The sequence below is a fragment of the Streptomyces sp. 7R007 genome, assembly GCF_054850255.1.
Genome location: NZ_JBTWMV010000005.1, coordinates 204,021 through 226,404, shown reverse-complemented (window position 1 = coordinate 226,404; position 22,384 = coordinate 204,021). Strand labels below are relative to the sequence as shown.

The following is a 22,384-nucleotide window of genomic DNA, read 5'->3' as shown; positions in this document are numbered from 1 at the left end:
GCTTCGGCCCCTCTCCCGTCCGCTCTCCCGGTGGGGTAGCTTTCACGGCGCTGACGGGAGTCTCGAACACGGCGCTGAGGGAGCGGGGAGTGGGGTTGCGCGAATTCACCAGCCCTCCGCCGGCGTTGGCCCCGCCGGTGGGCGGCCTGGCCGACGTCGTCTTCCAGCGTGCGCAGGAGGACCCGCTGCACATCGCCCTCGGCCGCAAGGACGAGCACGGCCAGTGGCGGGACGTCACCTCGGCCGAGTTCCGGGACGAGGTGCTGGCCCTGGCCAAGGGGCTGCTCGCCCGGGGCATCCGGTTCGGCGACCGGGTCGCGATCATGTCCCGTACCCGCTACGAGTGGACGCTGTTCGACTTCGCGCTGTGGACGATCGGCGTCCAGGTGGTGCCGGTCTACCCGACCTCCTCGGCCGAGCAGTGCTTCTGGATGCTCTACGACGCCGAGTGTTCGGCGGCGATCGTGGAGCACGAGGACCACGCGATGACGATCGCCACCGTCATCGACCGGCTGCCGCAGCTGCGCCAGCTGTGGCAGCTGGACGCCGGAGCCGTGCAGGAGCTGTACGACGCCGGCGCCCACATCGACGACGACGTGGTGCACCGGCACCGGCAGGCGGTCACCCCCGACTCGACCGCGACGATCATCTACACCTCGGGCACCACGGGCCGCCCGAAGGGCTGTGTCATCAGCCACGGCAACTTCATGTACGAGGCCGACACGGTCGCCGAGCGCTGGGAGCCGGTCTTCCACTCCAAGAAGGGCGACGAGGCGGCGACCCTGCTGTTCCTGCCGCTCGCGCACGTCTTCGGGCGGATGGTGGAGGTCGCCGCGATCCGCAGCGGGGTCCGCTTCGGCCACCAGCCGCAGCTCAACGCGGCGGCCCTGCTGCCGGACCTGGCCGCGTTCAAGCCGACGTTCATCCTCGGAGTGCCGTACATCTTCGAGAAGGTGTTCAACGCAGCTCGCCGCAAGGCCGAGAAGGAGGGCAAGGCCGGGCCCTTCGAGAAGGCCGTCGAGATCGCGGTGAAGTACGCCGACGCGGTGGAGGCGAAGGCCTGGGGCACCGGGCCGGGCCCCTCGGCGGGGCTGCGCGTGCAGCACCAGCTGTTCGACAAGCTGGTCTACTCGAAGGTGCGGGCCGCGATGGGCGGCCGCATCCGCAACGCCATGACGGGCGGTTCGGCGATGGACCGCAGGCTGGGCCTGTTCTTCGCGGGCGCGGGCGTGCAGATCTACGAGGGCTACGGCCTGACGGAGTCGACGGCGGCGGCGACCGCCAACCCGCCCGAGCGCACCCGCTACGGCACGGTCGGGCAGCCGATCCCCGGGGTCACCGTGCACATCGCGGACGACGGCGAGATCTGGCTGCACGGCCCCAACGTCTTCCAGGGCTACCTCAACAACCAGAAGGCCACCGACGGGACCCTGCACGACGGCTGGCTCGCCACCGGCGACCTCGGCTCCCTGGACGACGACGGCTACCTCACCATCACCGGGCGCAAGAAGGAGATCCTGGTGACCTCCGGCGGCAAGAGCGTCTCGCCGGGCGTGCTGGAGGAGCGGGTGCGCGACCATCCGCTGGTCAACCAGTGCATCGTGGTCGGCAACGACCGTCCCTACGTCGCCGCGCTCGTCACCCTCGACCAGGAGGCCGTCGAGCACTGGCTGACGATGCGCGGCAAACCGCAGATGTCGCCGGCCCAGCTGGTGCGCGACCCGGACCTGGAGACCGAGGTGCGGCGGGCGGTGGTCGCCGCCAACACCCTGGTCTCGCAGGCCGAGTCGATCCGTACGTTCCGTATCCTGGCGCAGCCGTTCACCGAGGAACACGGCCTTCTCACCCCGTCGTTGAAGCTGAAGCGCAAGGCGATCGAGAACGCCTACGCCAACGAGGTCGAGGCCCTGTACCGGGCGTGACTAGCTGATGTTCACCCGGAAGATCTTGTCCGATCCGTCGGGCTGGTCGCCGTTGTTGTCGCAGTTGGTGGTCGACAGCCACAGCTGGTCGGCGCCCGGCACCTTGGTGACGGTGCGCAGCCGGCCGTAGGTTCCCACGTAGTACGCGGTCGGTGTGCCGACGCTCTCGTTGTCGCCGTTGATGGGGATGCGCCACAGCCGTTCGCCGCGCAGGGACGCCATGTAGACGACGTTGCGGACGATGGCGATCCCGCTCGGGGAGGCCTCGGAGACGTTCCAGGTGGCCTTGGGGTTGGTCATCCCGGAGACGCTGCAGGTGCCCTCGCAGGTCGGCCAGCCGTAGTCGGCGCCCGGCTTGATCAGGTTCAGCTCGTCCTTGGAGCTGTTGCCGAACTCCGCCTCCCACAGCCGGCCGTTGCGGTCGAAGGCGAGGCCCTGCGGGTTGCGGTGGCCGTAACTGTAGACGTAGTTGCCGAACGGGTTGCCGGGTGCGGGCTTGCCGTCCGTGGTCATGCGCAGGATCTTGCCGTTGAGGGAGTTCCTGTCCTGCGCCAGGTCGGGCGTCTGGGCCTCCCCGGTGGAGACGTACAGGTAGCCGTCGGGCCCGAAGGCGAGGCGGCCGCCGTTGTGGTAGCGGTTCTTCTTGATGCCCTGGAGCAGGACTTCGTAGTCGCTGAGCCTGGTGCCGTCGTACGTCATGCGCACCACGCGGTTGCCCTCGGAGGCGGTGTGCATGAAGTAGACGTATTGGTCGCTGTCCCACTTGGGGTCGACGGCGACGCCGAGCAGCCCGCCCTCGCCGTTGGTGGTGACGGCGTTGGGGACGGTGCCGACCTGCGTCCGCGTGCCGTCCTTGGTGACCTTCCAGACGCGGAAGTCGTCCCGCTCGGTGACCAGGGCGGTCTTGCCGTCGGGCATCCAGTAGGTGCCCCAGGGGATGGTCCAGCCGGTGGAGAGCGTCGCGATCGAGGAGGGGACGCCGCCGTCGGTCGCGCACGCCTTGGTGGTGAAGGTGACGGTGTTGCTCGGCTCCGAGACGTTGCCGGCCGCGTCCCGGGCGACGACGTTCAGGCTGTACGGGCTGTTGCAGGCGAGCCCGGTGAGCGTGGTCGACGTGCCACCGGTGACCGTCTTGTACACGGTCGTGTCGCTGCGCACGTCGTAGGCGACGACCCCCTTGTCGTCGGTCGAGGCGCCCCAGCTCAGATCGGCGCTGTTGGCGGTCACGCCCGAGGCGGACAGGGTGCCCGGCCTGCTCGGCGCGGTGGTGTCGGAGCTGGGCTTGGTGGTGCAGTCGACGACCGGGCTGGCCGCGGAGGTGTTGCCGGCCGCGTCCCGGGCGATCACGGTGAGGTTGTAGGTGGTGTTCGGCGTCAGCCCGGTCAGCGCCTTCGAGGTCGAACTCCCCGGCGCCTCGCCGATCTTGTTGCCGTGTTCGTAGATGTCGTACGCCGTCACGCCCACGTTGTCGGTGGACGCGCCCCAGGCCAGGGTGAGCCCGCTCTCGCCGATGTCGGAGCAGGCGGGCTGTCCGGGGCGGGTCGGGGCCTGGGTGTCGGCCGCCGCGTCGACGCTGACGCGGTCGAGGTTGGGGCCGCCGTTGGCGGTGGTCGCGGTCGCGCGGACCTTGTTGGAGCCCGCGCTCAGCGGGACGGTGACGGTCTTCGTCGCCCAGGTGTTCCAGTCGGCGGTGGCCGGGAAGGACACTCCGGAGGCGACGACCGTGCCGCCGACGGAGATGTCCATCGGCCGGTCGGTGGAGGTGCCGTTGGCGTACCGGAGGGTGACGGCGGAGGTGCCGGCGGCGGCCGCGCTCACCGTGAACTCCACGTAGGAGCCCTTGACGTTGGTGTAGTCGACGAATCCGATGCCGGTGTACCCGGTGTGGTTGCTGGCCACGGTGCCCTGCGAGATGGTCGCGTCCTCGGCCTGGTAGTCGGTGGCGGCGAGCGCGCTGCCCTGGCCCAGACCGGCGAGCGGCAGCGCCAGGGCCGCGGCGACGCCGTACGGCAGAACTCTTCTGATGGTCACGGTTGTTCCCCTCGGCCCGGGTACTGGGTGAAGACCTTGAGGTGGTCGTACGACTGCTGCGACACGCCGTTGCAGGCATCGCCGTCGGTGCCCGAGCCGGAGGCCCGGTCACGGTTGACGGCCCAGTGGGTGAGCCGTCCGATGTGGTGCTGCCGGGCGTAGGCGGGCATGGAGTCGCACGGCATGACGCACCGGGCGTCGTTCGCCGGAGCGGAGTTCGCGGCCCGCTTGATCCCGTCGACGCCGGTGGAGCCGTCCCTCTTGGGGTTGCGGCTGACGGGCTTGACGCGGATGAGCCTGGTCTCGCCCGGACGCAGGGTCGCGCTGTAGGAGTCGGCGATCACGCCCTTGTGGGAGCCGGACCAGAGGTCGGTCACGTCACCCGAGCCGCTGAAGCCGACCTGCGACCAGTTCACGCTCACCGTCGCGTTGCCCGAGGTCCCGGTGTTGAACAGGGCCACGACGTACTGCCCGTCGCTCTCCTTCTTGCTCCAGACCTGTGTGACGCCGCTGCTCACGATCCGCTTCGCGGCGACCCCGTCCTGGTCGACGCCGATCAGCCGGTCGTTGGTCAGCATCGCCTTGTCGACGGAGTCCAGGTGCGTGAGGTCGGTGCCGAGCAGCAGCGGCGAGGCGGCCATCGCCCACAGGGTGAAGTGGGAGCGCCGCTGGTCGGCGGTGAGGCCCACCTGGTCGCCGTTGCCGACCTCCAGCGAGTCCAGGTCGTTCCAGCCGCCGGGTCCGGCGTACGGCTGCCAGGAGGCGGCCGAGTCGAAGCGCTTGGAGACGTGGGACCAGTCGGTGAGGGGATAGCCGCTGCCGTTGCTCCCCGGCCCGCAGTAGCACTCGACGTCGCCCTGGGTGCGCCAACTGTTGGCCAGTTTCCGCCAGGTGGCGGCGTCGGCGATCGGCAGGTTGTTGGAGAGCGCGAAGTTGACGGGCCGTCGGCTCGCCCGCAGCGCCTTGTCCCAGGCCTGGACGTCGGGGACGTCCGCGCTGCCCACGCCGTCGATCTTCAGGTAGTCGACTCCCCACGAAGCGAACTGCCTGGCCCAGGAGTTCACGAACTCCTGGGCGCCCGGCCTGGAGTAGTCGATGTAGTACATGTTCTTGCAGTTGTAGTTCTTCTCGGTCCTGGACGTGTCCGCGATGTCCTTCGCGTGGTAGGAGGTCCCCTCGATCGGCGTGTTCTTGGTGACGGCGTTCTTCGCGATGCCGGGGGTGACGTAGAAGCCGAACTTCAGCCCCTTGGAGTGGACGTAGTCCGCCAGCCCCTTGATGCCGTCCGGGAACTTGGAGGTGTCGACGGCCCAGCGGCCGTAGCCGTCGACGACGAAGCCGTTGCTGTCGCACTTCTGCCAGAAGTCGTCGAGGTTGACGTAGACGAAGCCGTGGTCCTTCAGACCGCTGGAGACCAGCGCGTCGGCCTGCGCCTCGATCTTCGCCTCGGTGGGCCAGCGGCGCACGAAGCTCCAGCTGGACCAGCCCATCGCGGGCCGGACCGACTGGCCGTTGTCGGAGGCGGTGGCCGGGTGGGCGGTGACACCCGCCAGCGGCACGGCGGCCGCCACGAGCAGCCCGGCCGCCGCGGCCGTGAGCGATCCGACCCGGATCATGACCGTCCCCCGTTCGCGGGCGCCGCGTACGCCGTGCCGATCCACGCCTCGTCGACGCGCAGTCGCTTGTAGCGGGTGGTGTCGCTGGAGGCGGCCCAGGTGGTGTCGACCTCGAGCCGGACGTAGCGGGCGGTGGTGGCGGTGAGGTCGATGCCCTGGATGCCCCGACGGCTGGGCAGCCGACCGGACTTGACGGCGCTGCCCCAGGTCGAGCCGTCGTTGCCGAGGAACACCTTGTAGTCCTTGATCCGCGCCGACTGCTCGGTGCCCGAACGGGCGTAGGCCACGGAGTCCTCGCGCTGGTTGAGCCCGATGTACTGCACCTTCTTCGCCGAGCCGAGGTCGAAGGTGAGGTTCACGGGCAGGGTCTTGTCGTCGTCCCAGTAGGTGAGGTAGTCGCCGTCACCGGCCGCCGACGCGGCGTGGCCGCTCGCGGAGGCGCTCGCGCTCACCTTGACGCCGGTGAGGATGCCCTGGCGGCCGGCGGTGGTCACCTTGAAGACGGTGTCGTACGGGTCCCAGTCGCCGAGTCCCGTCAGGGACAGCACACCGCCCGACTGGGACCAGGAAACCGCCCTGCCGGTACGGAGGTTGGTGACGGAAGCGATGCGGTAGCCGTTGTCCCGCACGCGCAGCGTGCTGGTGCTGGGCGGGGTCAGGACGTGGATGTACTGCCGGTTCGCGTCGTCCTTGGCGATGGTCGTCACCCCGTACGCGCCGTCGTTCCAGGCGCCGGGCTTGAGGCCGCCGTACATGTAGCCGCCGCCCTCGGTGCCGTGCAGGGACTCCCAGATGGGGTCGAGATAGGAGTCCGCGAAGGTGTTGAAGGAGGCCTGGTTGGCCGGGAACTTGCCGTTGACCTGGGCCGTCTCGGCCATGAGTGCCTTGACCGACGAGCCGGCGTTGGTGATGAGGCGGCCGAGGGTGAGCGCGCGGTCGACGGAGGGGTTCGAGCCGTCGTACCACCACGCGCCGGTCGAGGGCAGTTTGAAGTCGGCCTCGGTCAGGCGGGGTTGGGCGGTGTAGACGGCCTGCGGGTAGTCGTAGGCGGGGGTCATGCCCGTCTTCTGCTCATTGCTGATCATGTCCATGATCGGCGTGTCTTCGTTGTTGTTGCTGAGCGTGTAGTTCGGGCGCTTGTCGTAGATCTGCTGGTAGAGGTTGTGGCTCTCCCAGTAGGAGTTGTCGTTGTCGATCCAGAAGCCGCCGAGGTCGGGATAGCGGTCCATGACCTCGAAGAAGTTGTCGTAACTGAACTGCCCGAAGCCGTCGTTGGTGGTCAGGTCGACGTTCCTGCCCTTGTAGGCGGAGTAGGCGGCCGAGTCCAGCCACTCGTGGCCGCCCTCGTCGTGCCACTGCGGGTCGTTGGTCATGTAGAGGATGACCTTCATGCCCCTGGCCTTGGCGGCGGTGATCAGCTCGCCGAGGAAGTTCCGCTTGGTGGCGCAGGATCCGGGGATCTTCGACGGCCAGGGGCGGGCGTAGCCGAGGCGGCTGTGGAAGGTGGCGAGAACCAGGTACTGGGTGTGCAGCTTCTGTGCCTCGTTCACCCAGTAGTCCGGGCTCCAGCCGCCGCTCGTGACGTCGTTCTCCCAGGCGGTGCAGCTGGTGTGGGCCGGTGCGGTGCGCAGGCCCCAGTGCAGGAACAGGCCGCCGACGGAGGCGCGGAGGAAGTCCTGGCGGGGGTTTTGCAGGTCGAGCGGCTTGACCGCCGTGCCGCTGCCGCAGTTCTGGCTTCCCGAGACGCGCAGGGCACCGCCGGAGGTGTTGTGGCTGTCCGTCAGGCAGCCGCCGGTGACGTCCTGGAAGCCCACGTCGAAGGGCGAGTTGCCGCCCTTCTGCGCGGTGAACCGGGTGAGCCGGATGCCGCTGGCCGCGTTGGCGATGAAGGCGGGCCGGCCGTCGTTCGAGGCGAACTTCACCGAGCTGTCGGTGAACTGCACGTTGTCGGCGTTGTGCAGGTACCAGCCGTAGGCGGGCCGGGTGCCGATGCTCTTGGGGTTGTAGTCGGTGGAGTCGTTGCTGGGCACGCCCGTGGACATGGTGCCGTTGCCGCCGGGGACCGTGATGTCGACGTTGGTGAAGGTCACGCCGTTGATGCGGTGCCCGGACTCGCCCCACAGGGTCGGGCTGAAGGAGGGGCTGTTGCCGGTCGCGGTGATGTCGTCGTACGTGACGTTGCCGATCGAGCCGATGCCGGGACTGTTGCCACACCGCTTCCGGGTGCCGATCTTCTCCATGATCGGCGAGTGGACGTTCGTCATGGTGATGTTCCGGTAGTGGACGTCGGAGATCTTCGCGCCGTCCATCGAGACCATGCCGAGGCCGGACTTGTCGGCGCCGTCGATGCGGATGTTCTCGAACTGGTAGTCCGAGAAGTCGCCGCAGGTCTCGGAGCCGAACATCAGGGCGTTGCAGCACTTGGCGCCGAGGGTCGAACCGCTCACCCGCACATGCCCGTTGGGCAGCTTCGCACCGAGCGCGTAGTCGCTCTTGAACACCAGAGCGTCGTCGTTGGCGTGGATGGTGGCGTTGGTGATCGTCGCGTTGGTGGTGGAGATGACGTTCCAGCCGTCGCGGTCGCTCGCGGTGTCGATGGTCAGGTGGTCGGAGGTGACGTTGGTGCAGCCGTTGACGAGGGCCGCGAAGTGGCCGCCCCGGCGCAGCGTGAGACCGTCGCCGATCCTGAGCCCGTCGCAGCGGGTCAGCGAGATGATCTTGTCGGCCTCGCCGGTCTTCGGGTTGCCCGTGATCAGGTTGCCCGCGCCGTCGATGACGCCCTGGCCGACGAAGCCGATGTCGGTCAGCTTGTCGCCGTAGATCATCGCGTCGTGGAAGTGGCTGTGGCCGTAGTCCTGGTAGGAGTCGTACGGATTGGACTCGGCCTTGTCGTAGGTGTCCGCGCTGGAGCCCTGGAGGGTGGCGCCCTTGTCGAGCCGGAGCGTCACGTGGCTCTTCATGTGGATGGTGTTCTTGGACTTGTAGGTGCCGGAGGGGAACCGGACGGTGCCGCCCCCGGCCGCGTTCGCGGCCGTGATGGCCTTGTCGATGGCCGGGCTGTCGTTGCTGGAGCCGTCGCCCTTGGCGCCGTAGTCGCGCACGTTGTACTCGGCTGCGGCGCGGGGGGCGCCGACCGGGGACGCGAGGGCCGCGGGGTGGGTGAGGCCGAGGACCACGGCCACCACGAACAGGATGACGGCCGCCGCTCGGCGGCCCGGACCGGTGGGGGGTTTCATGTGACGGCTCCTCACACGAGTTGGTAGCCGCGGAGGTTGGTGAGCAGGAGGTAGGTGTCCTGCAGGGACCCGGAGGTGTCGCCGAGGGAGCGGTAGATGCCCCACTTCGGCCGCACCCGGTCGGCGAGGAACGTGTCGACGCCCGTCTTCGACGCGTCGACGACCGTCGAGCCGCCGGACTTCAGGATCCAGCGCACGGAACCCGCAGAGCCGTTGCCGACCTTGATCTGGAAGTCGACGTCGGTCCATTGGTCGTGCAGCGGGTCGAGGTCCGTGCGGCCGATGAGGGTGCCGGAGATGGGCAGGGTCAGCTCGATGGTCTGCTTGCCGCTCACCCGCCGCAGCGACTGCGTGACGATCGGGGAGGAACCGGCACCGGGCTGCTTCATCTGCATGATGTGGGTGAAGGTGGTGGTCGCCCTCAGCGAGCTCGGGATGTACATCGAGTAGGTGACCCGCCAGGTCTGGCCCGAGGTCCACTTCAGGTAACTGCTGCCGCTCGTGCGCAGACCGGTGACCTCCTGGCGCTGGCGGTCGGTCGAGGTGTCCCGGTCGACCATGTGCATGTTGAAGCGCCAGTTGTTGCCGGTGGCGAAGATGTGCGGATGCCCGGCGGGATGCGAGTCGGCGCGGTCGTCCTCGACCGTCTCGAAGGCACCGAGTCCGTCACCGCTCGCCGAGGGGGACCACTTCAGCTGCCAGGACGCGGCGTGCGCGGCGGTCGCGGGCAGACCGACGGCGGCACCGGCCGCACCGGCGAGCGCGGCTCCGAGAACCGCCCTTCTGGATGTTGTGCTCATGACACTGAATCACCTCGCAGTTGCTCGTTCATGATCAGGAAGGCCCCGAGCCCGTGGAGGTCGTTCGTGGCCCGGGTGCGGGCGACGTAGTACGCGTAGTCGCCGACGTTGGTGCCGACGGAGATGTCGGCGAGGTTCGTGCGGCCGTCCGCGCCGACCGTGAGCTCGGCGAGCACGCCCTGGTAGGCCCGGCGGGCGACGTCGGCGTAGTGCGGGTCGAGGTAGTGCTGCCGGGCGCCGCGCGCGAGGGCGTAGGCGAACATGCTGGAGCAGGACGTCTCGGTCCAGTTGTCGCTGCGTCCGCCCTTGTCGATCACCTGGAACCAGCGGCCCGTCGCGGGGTCCTGGTACTTCTCCAGGCCGGCCGCCAGCTTCTGGAAGATCGTCAGCAGCCGGCCGCGGCGCGGGTGGTCCGCGGGGATGGCGTCGAGCACGTTGACGAGCGCCATCGCGTACCAGCCGACGGCCCGGCACCAGTGCTCGGGCGCCAGCCCGGTCTGCGGGTCCGCCCAGCTCGCGCTCCTGGACTCGTCGTAGGCGTGCCTGAGCAGCCCGTTCGCGACCTGCAGATGACTGCCGTAGACGTACAGCTGCCTGGCCGCCTCGTCGTTCGTGTACGCGCTGTCGCCGAACTCCTTGCCGTACTCGACGAGGAACGGGTTCACCATGTAGACGCCGTCCGCCCACAGCTGGTGGGCGCGGCTGGAGTTGTCGGCGTGCCAGAAGCCGCCGTCGCCGGTGCGCGGGTAGGTGTCCAGGCGGTCGCGGATCTTCCGGGCGGCCTTGCGGTAGCGGTCCTGGCCCGTCTCGTGGTGCAGGATCACCAGGAGGCGGCCGGCCTGCATGCTGTCCAGGTTGTTGAAGGACTGGTCGATCGAGCCGTCGCTCTTCACGAACCGGTCGACGTAGTCCTTGATGTACGTCAGATAGCGGGCGTTGTGCGTGCGCCGGTAGGTGAGGTACTGGCCGTAGAGGTAGAGGCCGACCGGGTAGGACCAGCCGCCGATGGTGCTCGGCGTGTAGCGGGCCGTGGTGGAGTCGACGACCGCGACGGACCAGTCGGCCGCCGCGGCCGGGCGGCGGGCGGCGGGGGTGGTCGAGGCAGTCGGCGCGGGTGCGGCGGCGGACAGGGTGAGCAGGGAGGCGGTGGCCAGGGCCACGGTCGCCAGGACCGTGCGCAGGCGTCGTCGTCTCATGTGGCTGCCTCTCGGTAGGCGTACGCGAACGCGCCGCGCGGTCCCTGCACGAGGTCGCGTACGAGGTGGTGGGTGCGGCGGGGGCCACGCATCCAGGACGCGCCCCCGGCAGGCGACCGCGCGACCGGGACTCTGTCAGACCTTTTCATCGGATGTCTCTTGCGTCTCCGGGTGGGACGCTTCCATCTGGAGGGCGTGAGCGAGCCTCGCGTTCATGCGGCTGTACCTGCTTCCCTGCGGGGTGGGGGGTCTCAGATGCCCGAACAGGCGCTGGGTGTTCACATTCATGCACCGAGTTCACCGACTCGTTCGATGGCGCGATCCAGAGTTGCGGCACGACGGCCGACGGTCAATGGTCCGGACCGAAGACATCGGATGCGTTTTTGGCCAAACTTCGACCCCGCGGGCCGACCAGCCGATCGGTTCCGGCAGATTCCGCGGTCAGGAATGCAGTACGGCCCGTGATCGTTGACGATAGGAGTACGACCTGACCGGCAACCGTAAGGATCAAGAGCTCGTGAGCAGCAAGGTCCCCCCGATCATCCTGAACAACGGCGTCGAGATGCCCCAGCTGGGCTTCGGCGTGTGGCAGGTGCCGGACGACGAGGCGGAGCGAGCCGTCGCCACCGCGCTGGAGGCCGGGTACCGCAGCATCGACACAGCGGCGATCTACGGCAACGAAGAGGGCACCGGCAGGGCGATCGCCGCCTCCGGCGTCCCGCGCGAGGACGTCTTCGTCACCACCAAGCTCTGGAACGGCGACCACGGGTACGACAGCACGCTGCGCGCCTTCGACGCGTCCCTGGCCAAGCTCGGTCTGGACTACGTCGACCTGTACCTGATCCACTGGCCGACGCCGTCCCGCGACAAGTACGTGGACACGTACAAGGCGTTCGAGAAGCTGCACGCCGACGGCCGGGTCCGCGCCATCGGCGTCTCCAACTTCGAGCCGGAGCACCTGCGCCGGCTCATCGACGAGACCTCGGTCATCCCGGCCGTCGACCAGATCGAGCTGCACCCGCACCTGCAGCAGCACGCGGCCCGGGAGTTCCACGCCGAGCAGGGCATCGCCACCGAGGCCTGGTCGCCGCTCGGCTCCGGCAAGGGCCTGCTGGAGGTCCCGGCGATCGTCGCCATCGCCCAGAAGCACGGCCGCACCCCGGCCCAGGTCGTGCTGCGCTGGCACCTCCAGCTCGGCAACATCGTGATCCCGAAGTCCGTGACGCCGTCCCGGATCAAGGAGAACATCGAGGTGTTCGACTTCAGCCTGGACACCGAGGACCTGGCGGCGATCAGCGCGCTGAACGAGGACCGGCGCCTGGGTCCGGACCCGTCGACGTTCAACGTGGCCTGACAGTCGCCCCGTCACCGCATGCGTCGGCCCCCGCCACCCGGCGGGGGCCGACGCGTGAGGCGCCCCCGGCCGGCTCAGTCGGCGCGCACCTCGGTGTGGACGATCTCGAACTCCTCCAGACCGGTCACCGTGACGTGCGCCTTGGCCGCGCCCTCGTGCCGGGCCGCCGCCTGGGCGCCGCGGGAGGCGGCGAGGGAGTGCCGGCCGGTGAACAGCGCGCCGACCAGCCCGCGTCCGCGCTCCCGGTCGACGAGCAGCGAGGTCCGCGCGAAGCCGGGCAGGGTCTCCAGCCGGGGGACGACCGAGGCGCGGAAGGTCTCGGCGAGCAGTTCCGCGTCCGCCGGGTCGAACTCCAGCCTGGTGACCCGTAGTCCGCCGCCCGCCTGCGGGTTCCCGACCTGGTGGAAGACCAGGGCCTCGTAGTTGTCGACCGCGGTCGTCGCCGCGAAGGGCTCCAGCAGCGGCCCGCGCCGCTCCCGCATGACCTCGTCGCTGTTGCGGCGGGTCTCCTCGGACTCCCACCAGCTCACCGCCAGCAGCGTGCCGATCTCCCGGTTCACGAAGATGCCCGCCCCGCGGTAGCCGGGACGCTCGGAGAGCAGCTCCCGCCCCTGGGCGTTGAGCGCCCTGACGGCGGTGTCGATTTTCGCGGGATCGCCCGTCGCGTACACCGTGCGCACGAACATGACGCCTCGCCTCCCAAAGTCGGGCGATTTTCCGGAATGTCCGCTATCCCCAGTCTTCTCCCGGGGGTAAACAGCCGCAATAAGGGCGGCACACAGGCGTCCGGCTCGCAGGCCATGCCGAAGTTCGCGCCAAAGTCCAGACCAAGACTCTTGACGCGGCCACGCAAAGAGCGCCACCTTGTACGGCACCCGGTAAGGAAACTTTCCTAACAGAAGGGTCCCCCACAGTGCGCATACGAACACTGACCCTCGCCGCGGCCTCCGGCGCCGCCCTGCTCGCCGCCGGAGTGCTCCCCGCACACGCCACCGCCACCGCGGGCCCGGCCTCCGCCCAGGAGGGCTCGGTCAGCGCGGCCGACCTGCTCGCCAAGGTGACGTCCTGCAGCCAGATCTCCAACGGCAAGTACAAGACCGACGACGAGACGTCGGCCACGATCCCCGTGTGCGGCAAGAACGGCGCGGTGTTCTGGAAGGCCGACATGGACATCGACTGCGACGGACAGCGCACCTCCAAGTGCAACGAGGACACCGACCCCTGGTACCAGGACGACACCGCGTTCCACCAGTCCAACGGCAAGCCGCTGAAGGCGGACTCACTGCCGTACGTGGTCGTGCCCAGCTCCAGCAGCATCTGGAACTACTCCAGCGCCGGCATCAAGGGCGGCGGCGTGGTCGCCGTGATCTACAACAACAAGGTCGAGTACGCGGTCGTCGGCGACACCGGCCCGACGAAGATCATCGGTGAGGCGTCGTACGCCACCGCCCAGGCGCTCGGCATCGACCCGGATCCGGAGAACGGCGGCACGGACTCCGGGGTCACCTACATCCTGTTCAAGAACTCCCAGGTGTCCCCCATCGAGAGCCACAGCGCGGCGGTCACCCTGGGCGACAAGCTGGCGAAGCAGTTCCTGGCGAACAACTAGCCGGGGGGAGGGGTCGGTTGGGCTGCCCGATCGGCCGTACGACGACGGTGTCGGCGCCGACGCCGTCGGACCGACGGACAGCCCACACGACCGAGTCGGCGACCTGGTCGGCCCCACTCGGTGCCGATGCCGCTGCCTGTCGCCAGTGATGAGCGCGACCGGAGAGTCGGTCGTGGTGGTTCCCCTGTGACCACGTCGGGCGCGCTCGAAGTCGAGGCCGGCAGGGCGGCGGGCGTCTGTCCGCTCAGCCGGTGCGCACGGCCGTGTGGACGGTGTGGGCCGCCAGTACGAAGACGTCCGGCCGGTGGTGCACGCTCCCCTTGTCGTCCGGGTCGAGCAGGCGGTCGAGGGCGGCGCGGTCGTCGGCGTCCAGGGCCTCGCCGAACGTCTCGCGCATCCTGCCCAGGGTCTCGGCGACGTAGGCGCGGGCCCGGTCGGAGGCGGGGGCGGGCAGGTCGAGCAGGAAGCTGCGGGTGCGGCCGTGGGTCAGGCCCGCGCCGCCGAGCAGGGCCGGCCAGTCCTCGACCTCGCCGACGGAGCCGGGCAGGTCGGCCCGCATCCGGGCGAACCACTCCGCCTCCAGGGCGTCCAGGCGTGCCGCGAGGCCGGGGCGGCCGAAGCCGAGGTCGCGGGGGAGGAAGCGGGGCGGCAGCCCGCCCTCCATGATCGCCAGGGTGCCGCCGGGCGCGAGCCGTTCGGCGAAGGCCGTGAGGGCGGCGCGCTGGTCGCCGAGGTGGTGCAGACTGCGGCCCGCCCACAGCAGGTCGGCCGGGTAGTCCAACTCGTCGAGGATTCCGGGCAGTTCACCGGCGAGAGTGTCGAACCGGTCGCCGTGTCCAAGCCGCCCGGCCCGCTCCCGGGCCCGGTCGAGCAGCGGTCGGGAGCCGTCGACGGCCAGCACGCGGGCGCCGGTGAACACCTCGGCGAACAGACACGAGACGACCCCGGGTCCGCTGCCCAGGTCGACGATCAGCCCGGGCTCGGTCACCTCCTTGCCGAGCCAGGACAGGGCCCGCTCGTACAGGGGCATGAAGAGTTCGGCCTGGGCTTCGAGATGGGGGGCCATCTCGGCCCAGTCGATGTCCGTGCCGTGGCCGTGGCGATGATGGTGGTGGCCGTGCCCGCCGTGCTGCTCGTGCTGGTCGTGGTCCTGGTGCGCCATGGTCGTCAGCCTCTCCTCCGGGATGCCGTCAGCGTGCTCCGACGCACCGGGCGGGGGCCACTTCTGTTGCCGGTGCGGCAAAAAACAGGATGTGGACGGCAAGGCGGTGAGGGCACGATGACCGGGTGGACGAAGAACTCGTGGAGCGCTTCCTGACCGACGGCTTCGTGAAGATCGAGGGCGCGTTCCCGCGCCGGGTCGCCGAGGACGGCGCACGGCTGCTGTGGCGGGAGACCGGGTACGACCCGGAAGATCCCGGAACGTGGAAGGACCCGGTGGTCTGGGTGGGCGACATGGCCCAGGGGCCGTTCGCCGCCGCCGCCAACTCCCCCGTGTTGCACCGGGCGTTCGACCTGCTGGTCGGCGAGGGCCGCTGGGTGCCGCGCTACTCGCTGGGCAGCTTCCCGCTGCGGTTCCCGCACGAGGAGGAACCGGACGACGCGGGCTGGCACATCGAAGGCAGCTACCTTCCCGAGGGTGTCGAGTCCCGTTGGTACCACACCAACCTGCGCTCGCGCGATCGCGCCCTGCTGACGCTGTTCCTGTTCTCCGAGGTGACCGGGCAGGACGCGCCCACCCGCATCCGGGTCGGCTCCCACCTCGACGTCCCGCCCGTGCTGGAACCGTACGGCGAGGAGGGCGTCTCCATGCTGACGATCGCCGCGGAGATCGTCGCGGCCTCGGCGCACCGCCCGCTCGCCCTCGCCACGGGCCGCCCCGGCGACGTCTACCTCTGCCATCCGTTCCTGGTGCACGCGGCCCAGCCGCACCACGGCACCCGTCCCCGCTTCATGGCCCAGCCGCCCCTGACGCCGGCCGCCCCCTGCGAACTTGAGCGGCCGGACGGCGCCTACTCGCCGGTGGAGCGCGCGATCCGCCGGGGCCTGTCCCTGGCGGACTGACCCCGGCGGATCACCGTAACCGCACTACGGCAGCGGCGGGTACGCGTTCTGCATCAGCTGCTGGAACTGCGCCGAGAACCAGTGCCCCGACAGCGGAGCGTCCGGCAGGGCGCCCGACATGTTGTTGCCGTTACGGGCGTTGCCCGTGTACGTCGGGTCGCACATCCGGTCGAATCCCTTGCCCTCGTCGTTCGGGATGGCGGTGCTGGAGCCGTCGGACTCCCCCGGCGGCTTCATCCACACGTAGGCGTCGATCCCGGTCGCCGGGTTGGCCTGCGGACGCTCGCCGAGGCCGGCGCCGGCCTGGTTGCACCAGTTGCCGATGTGGATGCGGCGGTCGTAGCGGCCGCCGTCGACGTAGGCGTCCACGCTGGTCGTCGGGCCGGGACCGGCGGGCCGGGCGGTGCCGCCCCAGCCGTTCCTGGAGGTGTCGATCAGCATGCCGATGCCGGAGTTGAAGCCGACGGAGACCAGCTCGTTGCGGAAGGCCTGCGCGAAGGACAGCTCGTCGACGTAGCGGTTCCAGTCGACCCACTTCGACTGGCGTACGGAGGTGCCGTTGACCGTGTCGTTGATGGTGAAGTTGTTCTCCTTCAGGGCGCTGTAGTTGGCCGTGTTGGTGATGAAGCCCTGCACGTCGTCGACGGTCGCGCCCTCACTGGTGGCCGCCTGCTTGAACACGTTGGCGGCCGGTGCGAAGTTGTCGTCCCAGCCGAGCCAGCCGTGGTGGCCGGCGTCGAGGTAGTTGTAGACGTTGGGGATCGCGCCGAGCTTGGCGAGCGCGTAGCCGACGCCCTTCACGTAGTTGCCGTTGGCGAGCATGGTGTCGCAGTTGGCGGTGGCGGTGGCCCGGCTGCCGGTGTTGGTGACCAGGTTGGGCAGCGAGTCGATCTCGATCGTCGTCACGATCCGCAGCGAGGCGTACTTGGAGTCGGCGAGGATCGCCGCGATCGGGTCGATGAACTGCGTCTTGTACTTGTCGATCTCCGTCGGGCCGAGTTCGCCGTTGGAGGCGAGGGCCGCGCAGTCGCGTCCGGGCAGGTCGTAGATGACCAGCTGGACGACTTCCTCGCCGCTGCCCTTCTGGGCGAGGGCCGCGTCCAGGTGGTCGCGCAGTCCCATGCCGCCGTTGACGCCGTTGATCGCGGCGATCCGGTCGAGCCACACACCGGTGGGCTGGTTGGAGACCCGGCTGCCACCCGGCTCCGCGGCGGCCTTCGCCGACCACTCGGGGTTCACGTACACCTTGGCGCCGGTGTACGGGTTGTCGACCCGGCCGCTCGGGTCGGTGGTGCCGCCGCCCCCGCCGGTACCGCCCCCGCTGTCGACGTTGCAGGTCACGCCGTCGAGGGTGAACGTGGCCGGCACCGCGTTGGTGCCGCTGTAGGAGGCGTTGAAGCCGAAGCTGACCGAGGAGCCGGTGGCCAGCGTGCCGTTGTAGGTCTCGTTGCTCGCGGTGACGTCGGCCCCGCTCTGACTGATCTTGGAGTTCCAGAAGCTGGTGACCTTCTGGTTGCCGGCGTACGACCACTTCACCGCCCAACTGCTCTTTGCGGAGCTGTTGTTGGTGACCGTGACGGCGGCGGTGAAGCCGGTGTCCCACTGGTTCTGCACCTTGTAGTCGACGGTGCAGGGGACGGCGGCCGCGGCCGCCTCCGCCGGGACGACGGTCGCCGCCGTCCCGGTGGCCCCGGCGACGAGCGCCAGGGCGGCGAGTATCGCTGTTCTGGTACGGCTCATGAGTGCGGGTTTCCTTCTTCCGAAGCGGACGTTACGGGTTGAGGGCGCGCAGGTGGTCGCGCAGCCCGGTGCCGTACGACGTGGGGGTCCCGTCGTAGTCGGAGATCAGGGACGGACCGGAGGAGCAGTCCCAGGTGTTCCAGGTCCAGCCGAGGTAGGACAGGCCCCGGTCGTCGAACCACTTCATGACCTGGTCGACGAACGAGTGCGCGCAGGTGTTCTCGCCGATCTCCCCGGCGACCAGCGGCACCTGGGCCGCGACCGGGGCGAGCGTGGAGTTCCAGCAGCTCTCGGTGGAACAGGAGTTGAAGTTGTACACGTGGTACGCGGCGACGAGATTGCCCGTCGGATCGACGGGCTTGTACGTCAGCCACTGGCTCAGGTCGTTCGCGTACGCGAGTCCGCCGGCCATGACGACGTTCTTCGCGCCCGTGCCGCGCACGGCGTCGACCAGGTCCTGCATGCCCGCGACCTCGTAGCCGATGCCGGGGCAGGTGCCGCCGTCGCGCCAGCACTGCCACGCCTGGGCGGTCGTGGAGGTCGCGCGGTCCGGATACGGCTCGTTGAACAGGTCGAAGACCACGGCCTGATCGCCTTTGAAGGTGTCCGCCACCGACGTCCAGAACGACGGCGTGTACTGCATGTCCGGCATCGGCTTCTGGCAGGTGGCGTACACGTCGGAGCAGCCCGCCGAGTTGCCGGTGTACTGGCCGTGGGTCCAGTGCAGTTCGACGATCGGCGTCATGCCGTGCGCCTCGACGCGGGCCACCAGGTCCTTGACGGCGTTGACGTAGTTGGCGCCGCCGTACTCGGACTTGATGTGGGAAAGTCCCAGCCAGCACTCCTCGTTGAGGGGGATGCGGACCGTGTTGGCCTTCCAGTCGGCGATCGCCTGGATCGCCGCGTCGTCGACCGGACCGTCCCAGATGCCGTACCCCTGGACGCACATGAACTCGCCGCCGGACCGGTTCACGCCGAGCAGCCGCCGGGTGGCGCCCGCGGCGTCCACGAGCTTGTTGCCGGAGACGTGCAGGGCGGGCGCCGTGCCACCGGCCGGCGGCTCGGTCGGCGTCGGTGACGGCTCCGTGTCGACGTTGCACGTCGTCCCGTTGAGCCGGAACGACGTCGGTACGGCGTTGCTCCCCGACCACGACGCGATGAACCCGGCGCTGACACTCGCGCCGGTCGCGAGCTGCCCGTTGTAGCTCTCGTTGACCGCGGTCACCGTCGTACCGGACTGGGACCACTTGGCGTTCCAGCCCTGGGTGACCTCCTGGCCGCCGGCGAAGTCGAAGCTCAGGCTCCAACTGCTCACGGTCGCCGTGTTGTTGGTGATCTTCACGGCACCCTGAAAGCCGCCGTCCCACTGGCTGGTGACGGAGTACTCCACTGAGCAGGCGGGCGTGGCTCCCTGTGCCGTGACCTCCGGGATGGTCATGCCCCCGACAAGGGCAGCCGCTGCTGCAGCGGCTAAAAGTACTGAACGCGGGGGGTGTCGCATGAGCGACTCCTTGCAGATCGGGCGCGTCGTGACGGACGCGTCGACTGATGGAATCGCTCCCACTGGTGTCCATGAAGCTAGCGCCAAGTCAGAGCGAAGGACAGGGGGGTCGCCGACTTTCTGAGTTTCCCTCAGTTCACGGCGGTCGAACTTTTTTCGACTCTTCAAGCGTCTTGACCGCCCCCACCCCCATCCCCACTATGGGAGCGCTCCCACTGGTTCAAGGCTTGTTGCTCCTCCCCTCCCCACAGTTTCGAGCCGCAAGGAGGAACCAGCACATGCACCCCAGAAGGAGACGCCTGCGACGGCAGCTGTGGACCGCCGTCGTGGCGGCCCTCGCGCTCCCGCTCACCATGCTCGGCACCGGAACAACGCCCGCCCACGCGGCGGCACTTCAGTGCAGCGTCGACTACAAGACCAACGACTGGGGCTCCGGCTTCACCGCGGATCTGACGATCACCAACCGCGGCACGGACGCCATCAACGGCTGGACGCTGACCTACGCCTACTCCGGCAACCAGAAGCTGACCAACGGCTGGAACGGCACCTGGTCCCAGTCCGGCACGGCGATCACGGTCAAGAACGCCGGCTACAACGGCACGATCGCCGCCGGCGCCGCCGTCTCCACCGGCGCCCAGTTCACCTACAGCGGCACCAACACCGCTCCGACCAGTTTCGCGATCAACGGCACCACCTGCGCCGGCGCCCACCAGCCGCCGGTCACCGTGCTGACCAGCCCCACGGCCGGCGCGGTCTACACGCAGGGCGACGCGGTCCCGCTCGCGGCGACCGCGGCGGCGGCCGACAACGCCACCATCAGCAAGGTCGAGTTCTACGACGACACGACCCTGCTGGGCACCGACACCAGCTCGCCGTACACCTTCTCGGCCTCCGGCTTGACCGTGGGCAGTCATTCCCTGGTGGCGAAGGCCTACGACAGCCTCGGCGCCTCCGCGGAGTCCACGCCGGTCGGCATCACGGTCGCCTCGGGTCCCGCCGTGGTGGCCTCGCCGACCCAACTGGGCGTCCAGCAGGGGAAGACGGGCACGTACGCGGTGAAGCTGTCCACGCAGCCGAGCGCCAACGTGACCGTGACCACGACCCGCGCGAGCGGCAACTCCGGCCTGTCGGTGACCGGCGGCGGGACGCTCACGTTCACGCCCTCCAACTGGAACACCGCGCAGAACGTGACCATCACCGCGGACTCCTCCGGCACCGGCTCGGCGTCCTTCGAGTCGACGGCGACGGGGTACACCAAGGCCGCGGTCACGGTGACCGAGCTCGCCGCGTCGAAGGCGTACGACGCCCGGTTCCTCGACCTCTACGGGAAGATCACCAACCCGGCGAACGGCTACTTCTCGCCCGATGGCATCCCCTACCACTCGGTGGAGACGCTGATCGTGGAGGCCCCGGACCAGGGCCACGAGACCACGTCGGAGGCCTACAGCTACCTGCTGTGGCTGCAGGCGATGTACGGCAAGGTCACCGGTGACTGGTCGAAGTTCAACGGCGCGTGGTCGCTCATGGAGAAGTACATGATCCCCACCCACGCCGACCAGCCCACCAACTCCTTCTACAACGCCTCGAAGCCCGCGACCTACGCGCCCGAGCTGGACACGCCGAACGAGTACCCGGCGAAGCTCGACACGTCGGTCCCGGTCGGCTCCGACCCGATCGCGGGCGAGCTGAAGAGCGCCTACGGCACGGACGACGTCTACGGCATGCACTGGCTGCAGGACGTCGACAACGTCTACGGCTACGGCGACACCCCGGGCGGCACCTGCGAGGGCGGGCCGAGCGCGAAGGGGCCGTCGTACATCAACACCTTCCAGCGCGGCGCGCAGGAGTCGGTGTGGGAGACGGTGCCGCAGCCGACCTGTGACGCCTTCAAGTACGGCGGCACGAACGGCTATCTGGACCTGTTCACCGGCGACTCGTCGTATGCCAAGCAGTGGAAGTACACGGACGCCCCGGACGCCGACGCGCGTGCGGTGCAGGCCGCGTACTGGGCGGACGTGTGGGCCAAGCAGCAGGGCAAGGGCGCGGACGTCTCCGCGACCGTGGGCAAGGCCGCGAAGATGGGCGACTACCTGCGGTACGCCATGTACGACAAGTACTTCAAGAAGATCGGCAACTGCGTCGGACCGTCGACCTGCGCGGCCGGCACCGGCAAGGACGCCTCGCACTACCTGCTGTCCTGGTACTACGCGTGGGGCGGCGCCACCGACACCTCGGCGGGCTGGGCCTGGCGCATCGGCTCCAGCCATGTGCACGGCGGCTACCAGAACCCGCTGGCCGCCTACGCGCTGAGCTCGTACGCCGACCTCAAGCCCAAGTCGGCCACGGGCGCCTCCGACTGGAGCACCTCGCTCACCCGGCAGCTGGAGTTCTACCGCTGGCTGCAGTCCAACGAGGGCGCCATCGCCGGCGGCGCGACGAACAGCTGGGCGGGCCGGTACGCCACTCCGCCGTCCGGGACGTCGACGTTCTACGGCATGTACTACGACCAGCAGCCCGTCTACCACGACCCGCCGTCCAACCAGTGGTTCGGCTTTCAGGCGTGGTCGATGGAGCGGGTCGCCGAGTACTACCAGCAGACGGGGAACGCCACCGCGAAGGCGATCCTCGACAAGTGGGTCGACTGGGCGCTGTCCAAGACCACGATCAACCCGGACGGCACCTATCTGATCCCCTCGACGCTGCAGTGGTCGGGCCAGCCCGACACCTGGAACGCGTCGAACCCCGGTTCCAACAGCAACCTGCACGTCACCGTCGCCGACTACACCAACGACGTGGGTGTGGCGGCCGCGTTCGCCAAGACGCTGACGTACTACGGCGCCAAGTCCGGTGACACGGAGGCGAAGACGACGGCGAAGGCGCTGCTGGACGGCATGTGGAACAACTACCAGGACAGCCTGGGCATCGCCGTCCCGGAGACCCGCACCGACTACAACCGCTTCGACGACAGCGTGTACGTGCCGAGCGGGTTCAGCGGCAAGATGCCGAACGGCGACGCGATCAACTCCTCTTCGACGTTCACCTCGCTGCGGTCCTTCTACAAGAACGACCCGGCCTGGTCGAAGATCGAGAGCTATCTGGCGGGTGGAGCGGCGCCCGTCTTCACCTATCACCGGTTCTGGGCCCAGGCGGACATCGCCCTGGCCATGGGCTCGTACGCGGAGCTGCTCGAATAGCCCCCGCTGACGCTCCGCGTACAGGCTCCGGCACCTGACGCCGGGGCCGACCAGCCGGGCGACCCCCACCCGCACTGGGGGTCGCCCGGCACCTCTCGCCCCCGCTAGAAAGCGCTTACCA

Annotated in this window: 14 protein-coding genes and 1 pseudogene; 5 read left to right on the top strand and 10 right to left on the bottom strand. The window is 69.2% G+C overall.

All coding sequences use genetic code 11. The features are described from left to right. Positions 1 to 95 precede the first annotated feature (95 nt). Positions 96 to 1,922, top strand: coding sequence for an AMP-dependent synthetase/ligase (locus tag ACYF6T_RS09345; RefSeq protein ID WP_461695184.1), 1,827 nt, complete (start codon positions 96 to 98; stop codon positions 1,920 to 1,922). On the opposite strand, the gene ACYF6T_RS09340 is transcribed toward ACYF6T_RS09345, so the two are convergent. Genes ACYF6T_RS09340 through ACYF6T_RS09320 form a run of 5 tightly spaced genes read right to left on the bottom strand, consistent with a single transcriptional unit; the run spans position 1,923 to position 10,801 of the window. Next, on the bottom strand, positions 1,923 to 3,953 hold the full coding sequence (locus tag ACYF6T_RS09340) for a PQQ-dependent sugar dehydrogenase (protein WP_461695046.1): 2,031 nt from the start codon (positions 3,951 to 3,953) through the stop codon (positions 1,923 to 1,925). It lies immediately after the preceding gene. Next, positions 3,950 to 5,569, bottom strand: coding sequence for a glycoside hydrolase family 27 protein (locus ACYF6T_RS09335; protein WP_461695044.1), 1,620 nt, complete (start codon positions 5,567 to 5,569; stop codon positions 3,950 to 3,952). Before ACYF6T_RS09335 ends, ACYF6T_RS09340 begins: the two co-directional genes overlap by 4 nt. Then, entirely contained in the window at positions 5,566 to 8,805 is a 3,240-nt protein-coding gene (locus tag ACYF6T_RS09330; RefSeq protein WP_461695043.1) for a glycosyl hydrolase family 28 protein, read from the bottom strand. The genes ACYF6T_RS09335 and ACYF6T_RS09330 overlap by 4 nt, the downstream gene beginning before the upstream one ends. Before the next feature lie 11 nt (positions 8,806 to 8,816). Beyond that, positions 8,817 to 9,605: a Tat pathway signal sequence domain protein gene (locus tag ACYF6T_RS09325; protein WP_461695042.1), complete on the bottom strand. Its 789-nt coding sequence runs from the start codon at positions 9,603 to 9,605 to the stop codon at positions 8,817 to 8,819. Continuing rightward, positions 9,602 to 10,801 carry a glycoside hydrolase family 88/105 protein gene (locus ACYF6T_RS09320; protein WP_461695040.1) on the bottom strand — a complete coding sequence of 400 codons (1,200 nt, stop codon included), beginning with the start codon at positions 10,799 to 10,801 and terminating at the stop codon, positions 9,602 to 9,604. The genes ACYF6T_RS09325 and ACYF6T_RS09320 overlap by 4 nt, the downstream gene beginning before the upstream one ends. 517 nt (positions 10,802 to 11,318) lie before the next feature. Between ACYF6T_RS09320 and ACYF6T_RS09315 the strand changes: the two genes are divergently transcribed. After that, positions 11,319 to 12,155: an aldo/keto reductase gene (locus ACYF6T_RS09315; protein WP_461695039.1), complete on the top strand. Its 837-nt coding sequence runs from the start codon at positions 11,319 to 11,321 to the stop codon at positions 12,153 to 12,155. Between the two features lie 74 nt (positions 12,156 to 12,229). On the opposite strand, the gene ACYF6T_RS09310 is transcribed toward ACYF6T_RS09315, so the two are convergent. After that, entirely contained in the window at positions 12,230 to 12,841 is a 612-nt protein-coding gene (locus tag ACYF6T_RS09310) for a hypothetical protein (protein ID WP_461695037.1), read from the bottom strand. A 227-nt stretch (positions 12,842 to 13,068) separates the two neighbouring features. Between ACYF6T_RS09310 and ACYF6T_RS09305 the strand changes: the two genes are divergently transcribed. Further along, positions 13,069 to 13,764: a glycoside hydrolase family 75 protein gene (locus ACYF6T_RS09305; protein WP_461695036.1), complete on the top strand. Its 696-nt coding sequence runs from the start codon at positions 13,069 to 13,071 to the stop codon at positions 13,762 to 13,764. 16 nt (positions 13,765 to 13,780) lie between these two features. On the opposite strand, the pseudogene ACYF6T_RS09300 reads toward ACYF6T_RS09305, so the two are convergent. Both ACYF6T_RS09300 and ACYF6T_RS09295 read right to left on the bottom strand, forming a co-directional pair. Continuing rightward, positions 13,781 to 13,876 (bottom strand): annotated as a pseudogene (locus ACYF6T_RS09300) (short-chain dehydrogenase); the annotation flags it as partial. Positions 13,877 to 14,008: 132 nt separating this feature from the next. Next, a complete protein-coding gene (locus ACYF6T_RS09295) occupies positions 14,009 to 14,926 on the bottom strand; it encodes a class I SAM-dependent methyltransferase (RefSeq protein ID WP_461695035.1) in 918 nt (305 codons plus the stop codon). A 125-nt stretch (positions 14,927 to 15,051) separates the two neighbouring features. Here ACYF6T_RS09295 and ACYF6T_RS09290 point away from each other — a divergent pair, with 125 nt between their 5' ends. Next, positions 15,052 to 15,828: a phytanoyl-CoA dioxygenase family protein gene (locus ACYF6T_RS09290; RefSeq protein ID WP_461695033.1), complete on the top strand. Its 777-nt coding sequence runs from the start codon at positions 15,052 to 15,054 to the stop codon at positions 15,826 to 15,828. A 24-nt stretch (positions 15,829 to 15,852) separates the two neighbouring features. Here ACYF6T_RS09290 and ACYF6T_RS09285 read toward each other — a convergent pair whose 3' ends face one another. Both ACYF6T_RS09285 and ACYF6T_RS09280 read right to left on the bottom strand, forming a co-directional pair. Continuing rightward, positions 15,853 to 17,568, bottom strand: coding sequence for a glycoside hydrolase family 6 protein (locus ACYF6T_RS09285; RefSeq protein WP_461695032.1), 1,716 nt, complete (start codon positions 17,566 to 17,568; stop codon positions 15,853 to 15,855). Positions 17,569 to 17,599: 31 nt separating this feature from the next. Continuing rightward, on the bottom strand, positions 17,600 to 19,069 hold the full coding sequence (locus ACYF6T_RS09280) for a cellulase family glycosylhydrolase (RefSeq protein WP_461695031.1): 1,470 nt from the start codon (positions 19,067 to 19,069) through the stop codon (positions 17,600 to 17,602). A gap of 278 nt (positions 19,070 to 19,347) precedes the next feature. Here ACYF6T_RS09280 and ACYF6T_RS09275 point away from each other — a divergent pair, with 278 nt between their 5' ends. Beyond that, positions 19,348 to 22,263 carry a glycoside hydrolase family 48 protein gene (locus tag ACYF6T_RS09275; protein WP_461695029.1) on the top strand — a complete coding sequence of 972 codons (2,916 nt, stop codon included), beginning with the start codon at positions 19,348 to 19,350 and terminating at the stop codon, positions 22,261 to 22,263. The last annotated feature ends 121 nt before the right edge of the window (positions 22,264 to 22,384 follow it).